The sequence below is a fragment of the Serratia sp. NA_112.1 genome (genome assembly GCF_052691715.1).
Genome location: NZ_JBQZFO010000005.1, coordinates 139,334 through 153,208, shown reverse-complemented (window position 1 = coordinate 153,208; position 13,875 = coordinate 139,334). Strand labels below are relative to the sequence as shown.

Annotated in this window: 13 protein-coding genes and 1 pseudogene; 9 read left to right on the top strand and 5 right to left on the bottom strand. The window is 53.0% G+C overall.

Annotated features, from left to right (window positions below; genetic code table 11):
* The first annotated feature begins 62 nt into the window (after positions 1-62).
* From ACUTQ5_RS12970 to ACUTQ5_RS12950, 5 genes are all read left to right on the top strand, one after another.
* The gene (locus tag ACUTQ5_RS12970; protein WP_445651583.1) at positions 63-1,340 is read left to right on the top strand and encodes a lysine N(6)-hydroxylase/L-ornithine N(5)-oxygenase family protein; all 1,278 of its coding nucleotides are present in this window, start codon (positions 63-65) and stop codon (positions 1,338-1,340) included.
* Positions 1,341-1,418: 78 nt separating this feature from the next.
* Complete coding sequence (locus tag ACUTQ5_RS12965) at positions 1,419-2,297, top strand: ATP-grasp fold amidoligase family protein (RefSeq protein WP_445651582.1); 879 nt, start codon at positions 1,419-1,421, stop codon at positions 2,295-2,297.
* Positions 2,298-2,639: 342 nt separating this feature from the next.
* Positions 2,640-2,993, top strand: a complete 354-nt coding sequence (locus tag ACUTQ5_RS12960; RefSeq protein ID WP_445651581.1) for a DUF1428 domain-containing protein — start codon at positions 2,640-2,642, stop codon at positions 2,991-2,993.
* A gap of 12 nt (positions 2,994-3,005) precedes the next feature.
* A complete protein-coding gene (locus ACUTQ5_RS12955) occupies positions 3,006-3,476 on the top strand; it encodes a VOC family protein (RefSeq protein ID WP_445651580.1) in 471 nt (156 codons plus the stop codon).
* 212 nt (positions 3,477-3,688) lie between these two features.
* A complete protein-coding gene (locus ACUTQ5_RS12950; protein WP_445651579.1) occupies positions 3,689-5,026 on the top strand; it encodes a D-serine ammonia-lyase in 1,338 nt (445 codons plus the stop codon).
* Between the two features lie 29 nt (positions 5,027-5,055).
* Here the strand turns inward: ACUTQ5_RS12950 and ACUTQ5_RS12945 are convergent.
* A pseudogene (locus ACUTQ5_RS12945) lies at positions 5,056-5,504 on the bottom strand (helix-turn-helix domain-containing protein); the annotation flags it as partial.
* A 23-nt stretch (positions 5,505-5,527) separates the two neighbouring features.
* Entirely contained in the window at positions 5,528-6,172 is a 645-nt protein-coding gene (locus ACUTQ5_RS12940) for a TetR family transcriptional regulator (protein ID WP_445651685.1), read from the bottom strand.
* A 194-nt stretch (positions 6,173-6,366) separates the two neighbouring features.
* On the opposite strand from ACUTQ5_RS12940, the gene ACUTQ5_RS12935 reads away from it, so the two are divergent.
* Positions 6,367-6,657 (top strand): FAD-dependent monooxygenase, encoded by a 291-nt coding sequence (locus tag ACUTQ5_RS12935; RefSeq protein WP_445651578.1) that lies wholly within the window; start codon positions 6,367-6,369, stop codon positions 6,655-6,657.
* A gap of 81 nt (positions 6,658-6,738) precedes the next feature.
* Here ACUTQ5_RS12935 and ACUTQ5_RS12930 read toward each other — a convergent pair whose 3' ends face one another.
* From ACUTQ5_RS12930 to ACUTQ5_RS12920, 3 genes are all read right to left on the bottom strand, one after another.
* On the bottom strand, positions 6,739-8,175 hold the full coding sequence (locus tag ACUTQ5_RS12930; RefSeq protein ID WP_445651577.1) for a 6-phospho-beta-glucosidase: 1,437 nt from the start codon (positions 8,173-8,175) through the stop codon (positions 6,739-6,741).
* Positions 8,176-8,298: 123 nt separating this feature from the next.
* Positions 8,299-9,033 carry a MurR/RpiR family transcriptional regulator gene (locus ACUTQ5_RS12925; protein WP_445651576.1) on the bottom strand — a complete coding sequence of 245 codons (735 nt, stop codon included), beginning with the start codon at positions 9,031-9,033 and terminating at the stop codon, positions 8,299-8,301.
* Between the two features lie 147 nt (positions 9,034-9,180).
* Positions 9,181-9,507: a DUF1493 family protein gene (locus ACUTQ5_RS12920; protein WP_445651575.1), complete on the bottom strand. Its 327-nt coding sequence runs from the start codon at positions 9,505-9,507 to the stop codon at positions 9,181-9,183.
* 289 nt (positions 9,508-9,796) lie between these two features.
* On the opposite strand from ACUTQ5_RS12920, the gene ACUTQ5_RS12915 reads away from it, so the two are divergent.
* From ACUTQ5_RS12915 to ACUTQ5_RS12905, 3 genes are read left to right on the top strand one after another with little or no spacing between them, the layout of a single operon-like run.
* Positions 9,797-10,270 (top strand): (2Fe-2S)-binding protein, encoded by a 474-nt coding sequence (locus tag ACUTQ5_RS12915; RefSeq protein ID WP_445651574.1) that lies wholly within the window; start codon positions 9,797-9,799, stop codon positions 10,268-10,270.
* The gene (locus ACUTQ5_RS12910) at positions 10,267-12,552 is read left to right on the top strand and encodes a molybdopterin cofactor-binding domain-containing protein (protein WP_445651573.1); all 2,286 of its coding nucleotides are present in this window, start codon (positions 10,267-10,269) and stop codon (positions 12,550-12,552) included. Before ACUTQ5_RS12915 ends, ACUTQ5_RS12910 begins: the two co-directional genes overlap by 4 nt.
* The gene (locus ACUTQ5_RS12905) at positions 12,549-13,847 is read left to right on the top strand and encodes a c-type cytochrome (protein ID WP_445651572.1); all 1,299 of its coding nucleotides are present in this window, start codon (positions 12,549-12,551) and stop codon (positions 13,845-13,847) included. The genes ACUTQ5_RS12910 and ACUTQ5_RS12905 overlap by 4 nt, the downstream gene beginning before the upstream one ends.
* The last annotated feature ends 28 nt before the right edge of the window (positions 13,848-13,875 follow it).

Genomic DNA, 13,875 nt, shown 5'->3' with positions numbered 1-13,875 from the left:
TATTCTTTTCCCGACCCGATAAATCTCTCTGTCAGCCTATTTATTCAATCAGGAGTACACTAATGAACCCGTGTTTGGACTTTATCGGTATTGGTATCGGTCCGTCCAACCTCAGTATTGCTGCGCTTGGCAGCGAAATCGAAGGTTTTAATTGCAAATTCCTCGAGCGAAAACCGAAGTTTTCCTGGCATCCAGGCATGATCCTGGCGGAATGCAGCATGCAGACCAGCTTTTTGAAGGATTTGGTGACCGCCGTCTCGCCAACTAACCCTTATAGTTTCCTCAACTATCTGGTGAAAAGGAAAAAATTCTACCGTTTCCTGACAACGGAACAACGCACGGTGTCACGTGAAGAGTTTGCCGATTACCTCAACTGGGCTGCTACGGGTCTGGATTCGCTGGTTTTCAACCAGGACGTTCAGCGCGTAGAGTTTGATAGCCAACAGCGGCAGTATGTTGTTACCACCCAGAACAAGGTGTTTTACGCTAAACACGTCTGCGTGGGCATTGGCAAGAAAGTCAAACTGCCGGACTGCGTGACGGAACAAAATGATCGGTGTTTTCACGCCAGCGAAATGATGTTTCGCCAGTCAAACCTTAGCGGAAAACGCGTGGCTATTGTGGGCGGCGGTCAAAGCGGAGCCGACCTGTTCCTTAATATTTTTCAGGGCGAGTGGGGCCAGCCAGAGCAACTGAGTTGGATCTCCCGACGTAACAACTACAACGCTCTTGATGAAGCGGCATTTGCTAACGAGTATTTTACGCCTGATTATGTCGACGACTTCTACACGCTCAGTAACACGGCCAAACAACAGATGTTACGCGAACAAAAAATGACCTCCGATGGCATCACCAGCGAGTCTCTTTTGGCTATTTATCGCGCCATGTATCACCGCTTCGATGTTCTGCAAGAAAAACGCTGGGTACGCTTGTTACCCAGCCGCTCCGTGACTGCCCTTAATAGCCAGGATGATTATTATCGGTTGGAAACACAGCATCATCTTGATCGTGGGCGTGAGACCCTGGATGCTGATGTGGTTATCTTTGCTACCGGTTATGAACAGGCTCAACCGGCTTTTCTTGCCTCCCTGACGGACCGGGTGTTAACCGATGCCGATGGGCAATATCGTCTTGCCGCTGATTTTACTCTTGAGCGCGAGGCGGGGGGTGAGAATGCTCTGTTTGCCGTCAATGCCAGCATGCACCATCACGGGATTGCCGATCCTCAGCTCAGTCTGGTGGCCTGGCGATCGGCCCGCATCCTCAATCGGGTTCTGGGCGAGAATAAATTTGATCTGAGTACCGCCCCGGCGATGATTCAATGGCGCAGTGAGCAATAACAGCCAATAGCCTTAAACCTCCTTTGGTTCCTTTCGGGAGCCGTTTTAATACTTTTTTCAAGTTATGAGACAGGTTGTATGAAAAAGAATATTAATAAATTTATCATGAACCAATTGGCTACATTCACACCGACTTTTAAAACCAGGTTAATATATAAAAAAGCGTTTGGTAAAAGATTAAATCTTAACCCGCCAGTGACCTGGAACGAAAAGATAAACTATCTAAAACTTAACGATTACAGCAACAATACGCTGGTTACGCAATGTGCGGATAAATACGCAGTCAGAGAGTATTTGAAAGCGAAAGGGTGTGAGGAAATTCTCAATGAACTTTACTTCGTATGCGATTCAGTCGCTGAGATCCCTTGGGGTTCCTTGCCAGATAAGTTTGTGATTAAGGGTAACCATGGTTCAGGTTACAACCTGATTTGTCAGGATAAAATGTCTCTGGACGTTACCCACGCCACTAAAACCATTGATAACTGGATGAAAGAGGACTACTGGAAGGTCTATGCAGAGCTGAACTATAAGCAGATAAATAAAAAAATAATAGGTGAAAAATTTATAGAGTCATCCAGTGGGCATGGCCCTGATGATTATAAAATATACTGTTTTCATGGCGTCCCTTACTGCACATTACTTTGTGTTGGCAGAGAGACAGGTATGCCGAAATATTACTTTTTTGATAAAGACTTCAAGTTTCTTTGCTACAGCCAGGATTGTTTAGCGCTTAGTCAGCAGGAGATAAATGCTTTTGTGAAACCTGAGGGTTATGATGCTCTCTTCGAGTACGCCAGTAAATTATCTTCACCTTTTGAATTTGTCCGTGTTGATTTCTATATTACCAACGGCAAACCCATTTTCGGCGAATTAACCTTTACGCCCTCCGCAGGTATCGATACGGATATGCTCGAATCAACCGATATTTTGCTCGGGAAGATGCTGAAACTGAAATAGCGGCACGCCTCAGACAACGATTGTAACTGTCTTTCCTGCTGGTTCACTCTGGCATGACAGTTGACCTCTCGACACCCTGTGAACACTCCTGGGTGTCTTTAATTTGCTTACAGATAACCCCATAACGGATGTCAGGCCCACAAAAAGTAGCAATAATATCAGCCTGGCTGCGGCCGTAACCGTGTCGCTACGCCAGAATTCCTGCCGCATCATTCCCCCGAAATCTAAAACCCGGCCGCCCTCGTTAATGGTTGACCCTGCTAATGGGGTCTAAAATGGAAGAGGGCACAGGCAGTTCCGCCGGTGCCAACCCGACTGTCTAATCGACAAGAGGAAACTCCGATGAAATATGTTGATGGTTTTGTCGTGGCGGTTCCGGCCGCCAATAAGGAGGCGTATCAAAAACTGGCCGCCGCAGCTGCACCACTGTTTAAAGAGTTTGGGGCTACGCGGGTCGTCGAATGTTGGGGCAATGATGTTCCCGACGGAAAACTCACCGACTTTCGCGGTGCGGTTAAGGCTGAAGCCGGCGAAGTAGTGGTGTTCAGTTGGATTGAATATCCGTCAAAAGAGGTTCGCGATGACGCCAACCAGAAGATGATGGCCGACCCGCGCATGAAAGCGCTCGGCGATCAAATGCCGTTTGACGGCAAACGTATGATCTTCGGCGGCTTTGAACCTATTCTGGACCAATAGCGGAGGGATATCGTGAACATCACCCAACACCTGTGGTTTGAGAAGGATATGGAAGCGGCGCTGCGTTGCTATATCGCCTTGATTCCCGGCTCTTCTCTGACCTGGCAATCCACCTTGCCGGCCGATACTCCCAGCGGCCCAGCCGGCAGCGTAAAACTGGCATCTTTTACCCTTGGCGACCAGCGCTATGCCGCGATTGAGGCCGGCCCGTTGGATCCCTTCAATCACAGTTTTTCCATTATGGTCGAATGTGCCGATCAGACAGAGGTAGACCGGCTTTGGCAAGCGCTGAGTGACGGTGGCCAGGTTGAGCAATGCGGCTGGCTGCGCGATCGCTGGGGGCTGAGCTGGCAGATAGTTCCCAAGCGGTTGGCCGAGCTGATGAGTGATCCCGACAATGCGAAGGTGCGCAGAGTCACCGAAGCAATGCTGCAGATGGTCAAATTGGATATCGCCGGCCTGGAGGCGGCGGCACGCGGATAAGATTACCCGGGTTGATGCCCCGCAGTTTCTTCCTGGCTGCGGGGCGCTTAGGGTGACGCAGTATCACTCAAGGCGTTAATGTATGTGACAAATTGAAGTAAATCATCTTTTTGCATCAATCCTGCTCATGCAAGGCTCAAATTTTATCATTTGTCAGCCTGGGAAAATCGCTGCACCCTAGGGCATAACCTTATGCAGCGCAGAGAACAACCATGGAAAAGACACAGATTCAGCAGTTGGTTAAGCAATTCCCGCTGGTGCAGGAACTGATCGAACTAAAACCGGTAACCTGGTTCAACCCACGAGCGACCAGTTTACAGGTAGGCCTGCCGTTTGTTGGGCTGGACGCCGCAGACGTGGCCGACGCAGAACAGCGTTTGGCGCGTTTCGCCCCTTATCTGAGTGCCGCCTTCCCGGAAACCCGAGCCGCAAATGGCGTGATTGAATCCGCCGTGGTCGCGATGCCCGCCATGCAAACTGCGCTCGACCAACGTTACGGCTTGCCGCTAGCCGGTCGTTTGTTGTTGAAAAAGGACAGCCATCTGCCAATTTCCGGCTCGATCAAGGCCCGTGGCGGTATCTACGAAGTGCTGGCGCATGCGGAAAAACTGGCGCTGGCAGCCGGGCTGCTGCAGTTGACTGACGATTATGCCAAGTTGTTCTCGGCGGAATCTCGCGAATTCTTTGGCGGATACCGCATTGCCGTCGGTTCGACGGGTAATCTGGGAATGTCGATTGGCATCATCAGCGCCCGGCTGGGGTTTAGCGTCAGCGTGCATATGTCAGCAGATGCCCGTGAATGGAAAAAACAGAAGCTGCGTGACAATGGCGTCAACGTGGTGGAGTACGAACAGGACTATGGCGTTGCCGTTGAACAGGGCCGTTTGCAGGCGGCGAGCGATCCGCGCTGTTTCTTTATTGATGACGAGAACTCCCAGACGCTGTTTCTGGGCTATGCCGTGGCCGGTGGCCGCCTGAAGCGTCAGTTTGCCGAAAGTGGTGTTCAGGTTGATGCTCAGCACCCGTTGTTTGTTTATTTGCCTTGTGGCGTTGGCGGTGGCCCGGGTGGCGTGGCCTTTGGGCTGAAACTGGCCTTTGGCGACCACGTACACTGTATCTTTGCTGAACCGACGCATTCGCCTTGCATGCTGCTTGGCGTGCATACCGGCCTGCACGATGGTATCTCGGTACAGGATCTGGGCATTGATAACCAAACCGCGGCGGACGGGCTAGCGGTTGGGCGCGCATCCGGTTTTGTCGGCCGTGCTATGGAGCGTCTGCTCTCCGGTTTTTATACCCTTAGCGACCGCGAGATGTTTGCACTGTTGGGGCTGTTGGACAGCCATGAGCATATTCAGCTTGAACCATCCGCCTTGGCGGGTATGCCGGGGCCGTGGCGCGTAACGGCTGACACTGAGTGGCTGGCGAGCCAGGGGCTGAATGCACAACAGATGAACAATGCCACCCACCTGGTGTGGGCGACCGGTGGCGGCATGGTGCCGGAGGCGGAAATGGCCAAGTACCTGGCCAGCGCGCGTCAGTCGGTCTAATGGGTTAACAGCGAAAGCTCCTGCGCGCCTTCGAGCAGGATCGGCAGGGTGCGTTCGGCAGAGGCATGGGCAATATACAATATATTGTCGCCGTCCAGCGTGGCGATAGAGCAGGACTCATTCAACAGCTGGCTGATGTGCTTCAGCACCGGCTGGGTGGCTTTAGCCAGCGGCGTGGCACCGAGATAGGTATGCGCCAGCGTCAGGATCCGCGGGCGCAGTTCAAAGTTTTGCCGCCCTGCGCGTAAACAAACCCCAGTTTTTCAGGGTATACAGGCAACGCGCGTGGAATGCCGGTTTTCTGGCTGATTTGTGAAATCGACATCAGACGACGCTGCGGAGTAAAAGCCTGGATCACCTCAAGGCCCTGGGCCAGCGAGGCCATAAAATTGGGGGCGCCCTTAAAGGGATCGCCGCTGGCGGCGGACACGAAACTATCAGGTGCAGTCTTCTCTTCACCGACTGAGGTTTTGGTCATCGCAATCTCCCGAAAAGCCGTGTTTACAGTGCCAGATAGCGCAGAGTCGCCGCGACGGCCAACTGACGAATATGGCGAACCTGTTCTTGCGGTGTTTCATGACTTTCAAACAGGGTATTAAAGGTGTACTGGTTGGCAACGTAGTGGAAACACAGGCTGCTGATCAAGCGATGCACATCGGCGGCGCTGGCATCCGGGGTGAATAGTTTTTCTTGCTTGCCGCGCAGCAATATATCTTCCAGCAGGGTTAAGGCAATTTGATTCAGCGCCTTAATGCGTGATGACTGGCGGATATACTGGCCGCGCATCATGTTTTCCATGCAGATCACCCGGATAAAATCGGGGTGCTCCGCATGGTAGTTGAAGCTTTCTTCTACTAAACGAGTCATGGCGGCTATGGGGGGTAATGCTTGCAGATCCAACCCGGTTTCGTGTGCACGGATATGCTGATACACGTGTTCCAGCACCTCCAGATACAGTGATTCCTTGGTCTTGAAATGATAAACCACCATGCGTTTGGTGGTAGCCGCGTGCTCGGCAATGTTTTCCATGCGGGCACCTTTCAAACCGGCCTCGGCGAACTCGGCCAGAGCCGCAGCGAAAATGCGCTGTTTCAGACCAACGGGGTCATTTTTGCGTTTTGTCACGGGGATATCATCATTGTTCAAAACATCAGTCACTTATCTTGGAGGAACACCAGTTAAGAGTAACTGGGGTGACCCGGTAATACAATCCGCGTCAGGTTATCAATAATCTCCTTTGCCGAGCCGCACGGGAGTTCTGACAGTAGACGCCAGAATATTTAATATCGGTTCGATTATCGAACATTTGCATTTATTGGCGTCTGTACCAAGGAAAAATTGTGGCTTCAAACGAAATTGATGTTCGAACGCTGATCAACGATCGCCCGATTTGCGGTTACCAAAAACTGATTATTCTGCTCTACGCCCGCCACCCGCGAGGATTGGCGCTGATCAGCACCTGTTCACCTGGCGTTCAGCGGATGTATTTCAAGTGCGATCCGGCGGAAGATGTCGATCAATGGTCTGACGCTCGCATCTGGAACGAACTGGAGAGCCGGCAAGAGAAAAGGGCCGCATATTCCAGAAAAACGTGGTCGGCACGCGCAGCTTTGTTACCGAACTTTACATAACCTTAGGTTATGTAATGGGAGGCTATCTGGATAAAAATGAGCCACAAGGATGTGGCTCATAATGGATTATTGGGCAGATGATTAAAGCTGTTCGCCGTTGCTGGCGATCACGACGCGGTACCAGTCGAAGCTCTTCTTGCGTGAACGCTCCAGCGTGCCGGTGCCGTCGTCGTGTTTGTCGACGTAGATAAAGCCATAGCGCTTGCCGTATTCACCGGTGGTGAAGGAAACACAGTCGATACAGCCCCATGGGGTGTAGCCGATCAGATCCACGCCGTCTTCGATCACCGCTTTTTTCATCTGTTCGATATGCGCACTCAGGTAATCGATGCGGTAGTCATCGTTAATTTGACCGTCGGCCTCTACCTGGTCGAAGGCACCAAAGCCATTTTCAACGATAAACAGCGGTTTCTGATAGCGCTCGTACAGCACGTTTAACGAATAACGCAGGCCAACCGGGTCAATCTGCCAACCCCAGTCGGAGGCTTTAACATGCGGGTTAGGCACATTGCCGGGGAAACCGAACATCGGGTCGCTGCTGCTCACCGCATCGGCCTGCAGGGCATTACTCATGTAGTAGCTGAAACCGATGTAATCCGCGCAGCCTTCACGCAGGGTTTGCTCGTCCTGTGGCTGCATTTCAATCTGGAAGCCTTTGCGCTGCCAGTCACGCAGCAGGTACGACGGATAGTAACCGCGCACCTGAACGTCGGTGTAGAGATAACGCTGGTGCATGGCTTCGACGCTGTACATCACGTCGTCCGGCTTGCAGGAGAACGGGTAGAAGGGCACGCAGGCCAGCATGCAGCCGATTTTGAACTCCGCGTTAATCTGGTGGCCCAGTTTCACCACCTGGGCGCTGGCGACAAACTGATGGTGCAATACCTGATACAGCGTTTGTTCCGGGTTTTGTTCTTCGCTATAGACCACGCCGGAGCAGCAGTAGCCGAACAGCGGATATTGATAGTTGCTCTGGTTGTTGATCTCGTTAAAGGTCATCCAGTATTTAACTTTGTGCTGATAACGGCGCATTACCACTTCACTGAAACGCACAAAGAAATCGACCACCTGACGGTTTTTCCAGCCGCCATACTCTTTCACCAGGTGATAAGGCATTTCAAAGTGGGAAAGGGTGATCACCGGCTGGATATTGTATTTCAGCAGTTCATCGAACAGATCGTCATAGAATTGCAGACCGGCTTCGTTTGGCTCAAGTTCATCACCATTAGGGAAGATGCGCGTCCAGGCAATAGAGGTACGGAAGCATTTGAAGCCCATCTCGGCGAACAACGCGATATCCTGCTTGTAGCGACCATAGAAATCCACGGCCTCATGGTTAGGATAACGATAACCCTCCAGTACGCCATCGGTCATTACGCGATCCACGCCGTGCGCGCCACCTGACAGCACGTCAGCAATGCTTGGACCTTTGCCGCCCTGATCCCAGCCGCCTTCAACCTGGTGTGCGGCAACCGCGCCACCCCACAGAAAATCTTTCGGTAACTGTTGCTGTTTCATCGTTGGTTTCTCATTCGCTTATTAATGAAAGGTAATGAGAAGATATTAGCAAGCCGGAAGTGAATGTCACGATATAACAAAATAGGGCTCAGGTAACTTGTCACATTGAAAAAACAGCCTGTTTTATTTGGCGGCGTTAATATGGCCCAACCGCTTGCCGATGGTTTCGATAATGTAAATAACCGGGATCTGGGTGGTGATATTATGTTGCCCGGCGATCAGTTGTGGAGGAACGTGATAGGAGAGGTTAAAGTCTGCCATACGCGCCAGCGACGAGGTTTCGTTGTTGGTGATGCTGACGATTTTGCAGTGGTGCAGGCTGAACTGGCTGGCGAGGCGCAAGATCTCTTCGGTCTCACCGGAAACCGAAAGTATAATCGCCACCGCGCTTTTATACATGTCGCTATTGATTGGATAATAAGGATCATCAATATGGGTGCTGAATTTCCCCACGTTGGAAAAGAAACGTGCGCCATATTTACCTAAGGTTCCAGAAGTGCTGACACCGACGAAAATAATGCGTTCGGCGGCGGCAATATGCTGCACCGCCTGGTCAATCAGCAGATTAAATTCGTCGTTGTTAATACTCTTAAAGAAACTGATTATTTCGCTGGTGCCAAAATCTACCGGCGGCGCTTCATTTTGCTCTAGATATAACTTAAAGCGAATACGGAATTCGGAATAACCCGCGCAGCCCATTTTCTTGCAAAAACGCAGCACGGTAGTAGTGGACACCCCGGCGGCCTCGGCCAGCTCGCGGATGGTCATATACATCACCGCGTTTTTGTTTTTGATGACGTAGTTATAAATCATCAACTCCAGCGAATTGAGTTCGGCAATGGCTTTATGGGTAAACATAGACCTATCCGGCGAGTAACAACAGACCTTAAGCAGAGCAGGTAAACATAGCAAATTTTACCGTTGCCCGCTTGTGGTTTTCGTTGTTATTGGGGTTTTGTGCACATTTGCCCGGGAAGTGCCATTTGAAAAGCTCCTTGCTTATGTTTAGTCATATAACCAGCGCCGGACTTTTGCTGATTCGATCAGCATACTGATAGTGAAATCAGGTACAGGTATAGGCGGGGATTTTTTGAATGGATTCCATGAGAAAGGTTCGGCAGGATAGTAAGTTTCAATCTTGAAATTACCCCGTCCAACATTGAATTTTTCGAAAAAGTCATTCATCAGATCTTCAACTTCAAGCTCATCAATGCTCAGATCAGTATCCAGGTCAGTTTCAGGCGTTAACTCCACCTTCTTTAAGTTAAACAGATATGTGCCAGCATAAGGCCGCACAAGCTCATAAACTCTCTGCTCGATACTGTCTACCATAACTTATCGTTGCCTCGTGCTTATCCGTAGTGTGCTCGACGGGGAAAATGCGGTAACAGCAAGCCGTAACATGCCGGAACGAAAGGTAAAACTTTCGTATTCGGATTGGTGAATACGATTACGGACATCTATCAGAATTTAATAATAAATACACACTTTTCGGTAAAGCAATTTGTGCTACATCACCTTAACATTGCTAAGTCTTTCAATGATTATAATTAGTATGCTTTGAATTATTCATCGCAGTGATATTACGGAGAAATCCGTTTGGCTAAGGATATATTTCACCATGGAAATCAAAATAAACGGCCGGATGGTCGCCCTTGACGACGTCTCGCCCGAGACGCCTTTACTCTACGTGTTACGCAACGATCTTGGCCTAAACGGTCCCAAATACGGCTGTGGTCTGGGGGAGTGCGGTGCCTGTACGGTGCTGATCGATGGCGTTGCTGCCCGTTCTTGTTCCATCCCTCTGAGTGGTACGCTCAATAAATCCATTACCACGCTGGAAGGCCTCAGCGAAGCAGGACAACTGCATCCGGTTCAACAGGGGTTTATCGATGAACAGGCCGCGCAGTGCGGTTATTGCACCAACGGCATGATCATGACCCTGGTGGCGCTGTTTGAGCGCAACCCGCAGGCTGATGAGCAACAAATCAAAAGCGAACTGGCCTATAACCTGTGTCGCTGCGGCACCCATATTGAGATTTTGCGTGCCGCCGCCAAAGCCCGACAGCTGTTGGCTGAAAGGGGGCAGGCATGAGTCACCTGGAAATAACCCGCCGCCGTTTGTTACAGGCCGGCGGCGTGGTGATGGTCAGCAGCCTGTTGCCCGTTTCGCTTAATACCTTTGCCGCAGAGCCTGCCACCCCGGGCAGCCTGCCGCTTGATCGCGTGGACAGCTTTATCGGCCTGACCGCCGACGGCCGGGTTACTGCCTTTAACGGCCATGTGGATCTCGGTACCGGCATTCGCACGGCGTTGGCGCAAATCGTTGCCGATGAAATCAGTGTCCCTTTTGACTATGTTACGGTCATTCTGGGCGATACCCAGCGCACGCCGGATCAGGGCCCCACCATCGCCAGCGCCACCATTCAGGTGACCTCAATACCGCTGCGTCAGGCGGCGGCGCAGGTGCGGCAATTGCTGTTGGGGTTGGCCGCTCGCGCATTCGCGTTGCCGCTGGACAGGCTGCGTGCAGAAAATGGTCGGGTGTTCGCGGTGGATGAACCTCACGTCAGCCTGAGTTATGGCGATCTGGCCAGCGGACAAAACTTACAGGTGGCCCTGGATAAAACGATCAGGCTGAAAAGCGTGGCGGAGAGTCACTACGTCGGCAAAGCGGTACCACGGGTGGATATCCCGGCCAAGGTTACCGGCCAACTGACCTATGTGCACGATCTTCGCCTGCCGGGCATGCTGCACGGCAGAGTTGTGCGGCCGCCTTATACCGGGGCCGACAGCAGTGCGCCTCTGGGCAATGGGCTGCTGTCGGTGGACAAAGCTTCCATTGCGCATTTGCCAGGCATCGTAAAACTGGTGGTGATTAACGATTTTATCGGCATCGTGGCCGAGCGTGAAGAGCAGGCGATCGACGCCATGCGCCAATTGAAGACCGTGTGGCGCCCATGGTCCGGGCTGCCGGATCTCTCGGGGGATGGCCTGCATGCGGCGTTGGTGGCTAACCCGAAAACCGATCGTGTACTGCGTGACGATGCCGGGTTCGATGCCGCGTTGGGGTCGTTGCACACCGAGGTTAATGCCGATTACGTCTGGCCCTATCATCAGCATGCTTCCATCGGGCCTTCCTGCGCGGTGGCCGATGTCACCAGTGAACACGCAGAAATCTGGTCGGGCACGCAAAACCCTCATGACCTGCGTAAAGACATTGCCCATTTGCTCAACTGGCAGCCGGAGCAGGTGCACATCAACCGTATGGAGGCCTCCGGCTGTTATGGCCGCAACTGCGCCGATGACGTCTCGGCAGATGCCGCGCTGTTATCGCAGGCCACCGGAAAACCGGTCAGGGTGCAGTTGATGCGCGAGCAGGAGTCGGGCTGGGAGCCCAAGGGCACCGGGCAGTTGATACGGGTGCGCGGTGGGCTGGATCAGCACCGGCAGGTGGCGGCCTATGAGTTGAAAACCAGTTATCCCTCCAATAATGCCGTGACATTGTCACTGGTATTGACCGGCAAGGTGGCCAATCGGGCCGACGTACAGCAGATGGGCGACAGAACCGCCATTCCGCAGTATGAATATCCGAATATGCGGGTGATTTGTCAGGATGCTGCGCCGATCGTTCGGGCTTCTTGGATGCGCGGGGTTTCGGCGCTGCCCAACGTGTTCGCTCACGAGTCGTGGATTGATGAATTGGCATGGCATGCCGGGCAGGATCCGATCGCTTTCCGCCTGCAATACCTGAAAGACCCGCGCGCGGTCGCGTTAATCAATGCACTGAAGAAACAGGCTAACTGGCTGGAGGGTCCTTCGCATCGCAACCCGGCACCGGATACGCAGGCGTGGGTCAGTGGACGTGGCTTTGCCTATGCACGTTACATCCACAGCAAATTCCCCGGTTTCGGCGCTGCCTGGGCGGCCTGGGTGTGTGACCTTAGCGTCAATCGCCTCAGCGGCCAGATCAAGCTTGATAAAATCTTCGTTGCCCATGACTGCGGACGCATCATCAACCCGGCCGGAGTGCGCCATCAGGTGCATGGCAATATTCTGCAGTCCGCCAGCCGGGTGCTGAAAGAGTTCGTCACCTTTGACGCTTCGGCGGTGACGTCGCTGGACTGGGGCGGCTACCCGATCCTGCGTTTTGACGAGTTGCCGCAGGTGGATGTTCAACTGCTGGACTATCCGGATGAGCCGCCGATGGGGGCGGGAGAATCGGCTTCGGTGCCGAGTGCGGCTGCCATCGCCAATGCGTTATTTGATGCGCTGGGGGTGCGCCTTCGGGAAGTGCCATTTACTCCCGAGCAGGTGCTGAAAGCGTTAAAACAGCAGGCTCCCGGCAACGCAGCAACCAGGGGTAAGGCATTATGAGCAAATTAAAGAAAGCCGCCGGATGGGGCAGCCTGGCCGTCATCGCCGTAGTGGTCGCTGGTGCCATAGTCAGCTGGCAGCCGGAAATTGCGCCACGTGACGCCAATGAGAGCCACGTTTTTAGTCAGCAACAGATTGCGCGTGGCAAAATGCTGGCCGATCTCGGCGACTGTTCGGTTTGCCATACCCGGCCGGGCGGTAAACGCAACACCGGCGGACTGGCGATGGAGATCCCCTTTGGAACTATCTACACCACCAACATTACGCCGGATAACGAAACCGGCATTGGCAAATGGTCGTATGCTGCTTTTGAACGGGCAATGCGTCATGGGGTCGATCGCCAGGGGCGCTATCTCTATCCTGCCTTCCCCTATACCGCCTTTACCCGTACCAGTGACGAAGATCTGCAGGCGTTATACGCCTATCTGATGTCACAACCGGCGGTGAACTACCAGCCACCCGTTACCGCATTGAGTTTTCCGTTTAACATTCGCCAGGGCATAGTGACCTGGAACTGGCTGTTCCTGAAGCCGGGCGCGATGAAAACCAACCCTGAGCAAAGCGCCGAATGGAACCGGGGAGCTTATCTTACCGAAGGCCTCGGTCATTGCAGCGCCTGTCACTCACCGCGCAATTTGATGTTTGGCGAAAAAGGCGGCAGTGCGCACTTGACCGGCGGCGTGGCGGAGGCCTGGACGGCACCGTCGCTGACAGGCAGTTCTGCGGCACCGCTGGATTGGACCCGGCAGGATTTGCTCAACTTTATGCGCAGCGGATATTCGTCGAATCACGGCGTAGCGGCAGGGCCGATGGCCCCGGTAATTGAAGAGGGGCTGTCACGCCTGCCGGAGCAAGACTTGCAGGCCATCGCTACTTATCTTCGCAGCTATCACCCGCAGCAACCCAGGGTCGCAGAGGCTAAACGGCTGAACGACTGGGCCGAATTAAAAACGGAGCCGTTAACCACCGAAGGGGCACGTATTTTCTCCGGTGCCTGCATGGCTTGCCATGCTCAGGAAAAGGGGGCACAAATGGCTGGTGTCAGGCCTTCACTGGCGCTGAACACCAATCTGTTTGCCGATACGCCAGACAATGCGATTCGGGTGGTGCTGGACGGGATCCAGCGGCCGGCCAATATCAATCTGGGATATATGCCGGCATTCCGCCATAACCTGAACGATGGGCAGATTGCGGCGTTGCTTGATTTCCTGCGGCAACGTTACGCCGGAAAAGCGCCGTGGCCTGACCTGCGGGCGCAAGTCAGCCGCATACGCAGCGAAACTGAAGATAGGTAGGATTGTTAAGTAGACAGGATTACTAAAT

Excerpts from the sequence above, each read along its gene's own strand:
- ACUTQ5_RS12970 (WP_445651583.1), top strand. The coding sequence starts at position 63 with ATGAACCCGTGTTTGGACTTTATCGGTATTGGTATCGGTCCGTCCAAC.
- ACUTQ5_RS12965 (WP_445651582.1), top strand. The coding sequence starts at position 1,419 with ATGAAAAAGAATATTAATAAATTTATCATGAACCAATTGGCTACATTC.
- ACUTQ5_RS12960 (WP_445651581.1), top strand. The coding sequence starts at position 2,640 with ATGAAATATGTTGATGGTTTTGTCGTGGCGGTTCCGGCCGCCAATAAG.
- ACUTQ5_RS12950 (WP_445651579.1), top strand. The coding sequence starts at position 3,689 with ATGGAAAAGACACAGATTCAGCAGTTGGTTAAGCAATTCCCGCTGGTG.
- ACUTQ5_RS12930 (WP_445651577.1), bottom strand. The coding sequence starts at position 8,175 with ATGAAACAGCAACAGTTACCGAAAGATTTTCTGTGGGGTGGCGCGGTT.
- ACUTQ5_RS12925 (WP_445651576.1), bottom strand. The coding sequence starts at position 9,033 with ATGTTTACCCATAAAGCCATTGCCGAACTCAATTCGCTGGAGTTGATG.
- ACUTQ5_RS12920 (WP_445651575.1), bottom strand. The coding sequence starts at position 9,507 with ATGGTAGACAGTATCGAGCAGAGAGTTTATGAGCTTGTGCGGCCTTAT.
- ACUTQ5_RS12915 (WP_445651574.1), top strand. The coding sequence starts at position 9,797 with ATGGAAATCAAAATAAACGGCCGGATGGTCGCCCTTGACGACGTCTCG.
- ACUTQ5_RS12910 (WP_445651573.1), top strand. The coding sequence starts at position 10,267 with ATGAGTCACCTGGAAATAACCCGCCGCCGTTTGTTACAGGCCGGCGGC.
- ACUTQ5_RS12905 (WP_445651572.1), top strand. The coding sequence starts at position 12,549 with ATGAGCAAATTAAAGAAAGCCGCCGGATGGGGCAGCCTGGCCGTCATC.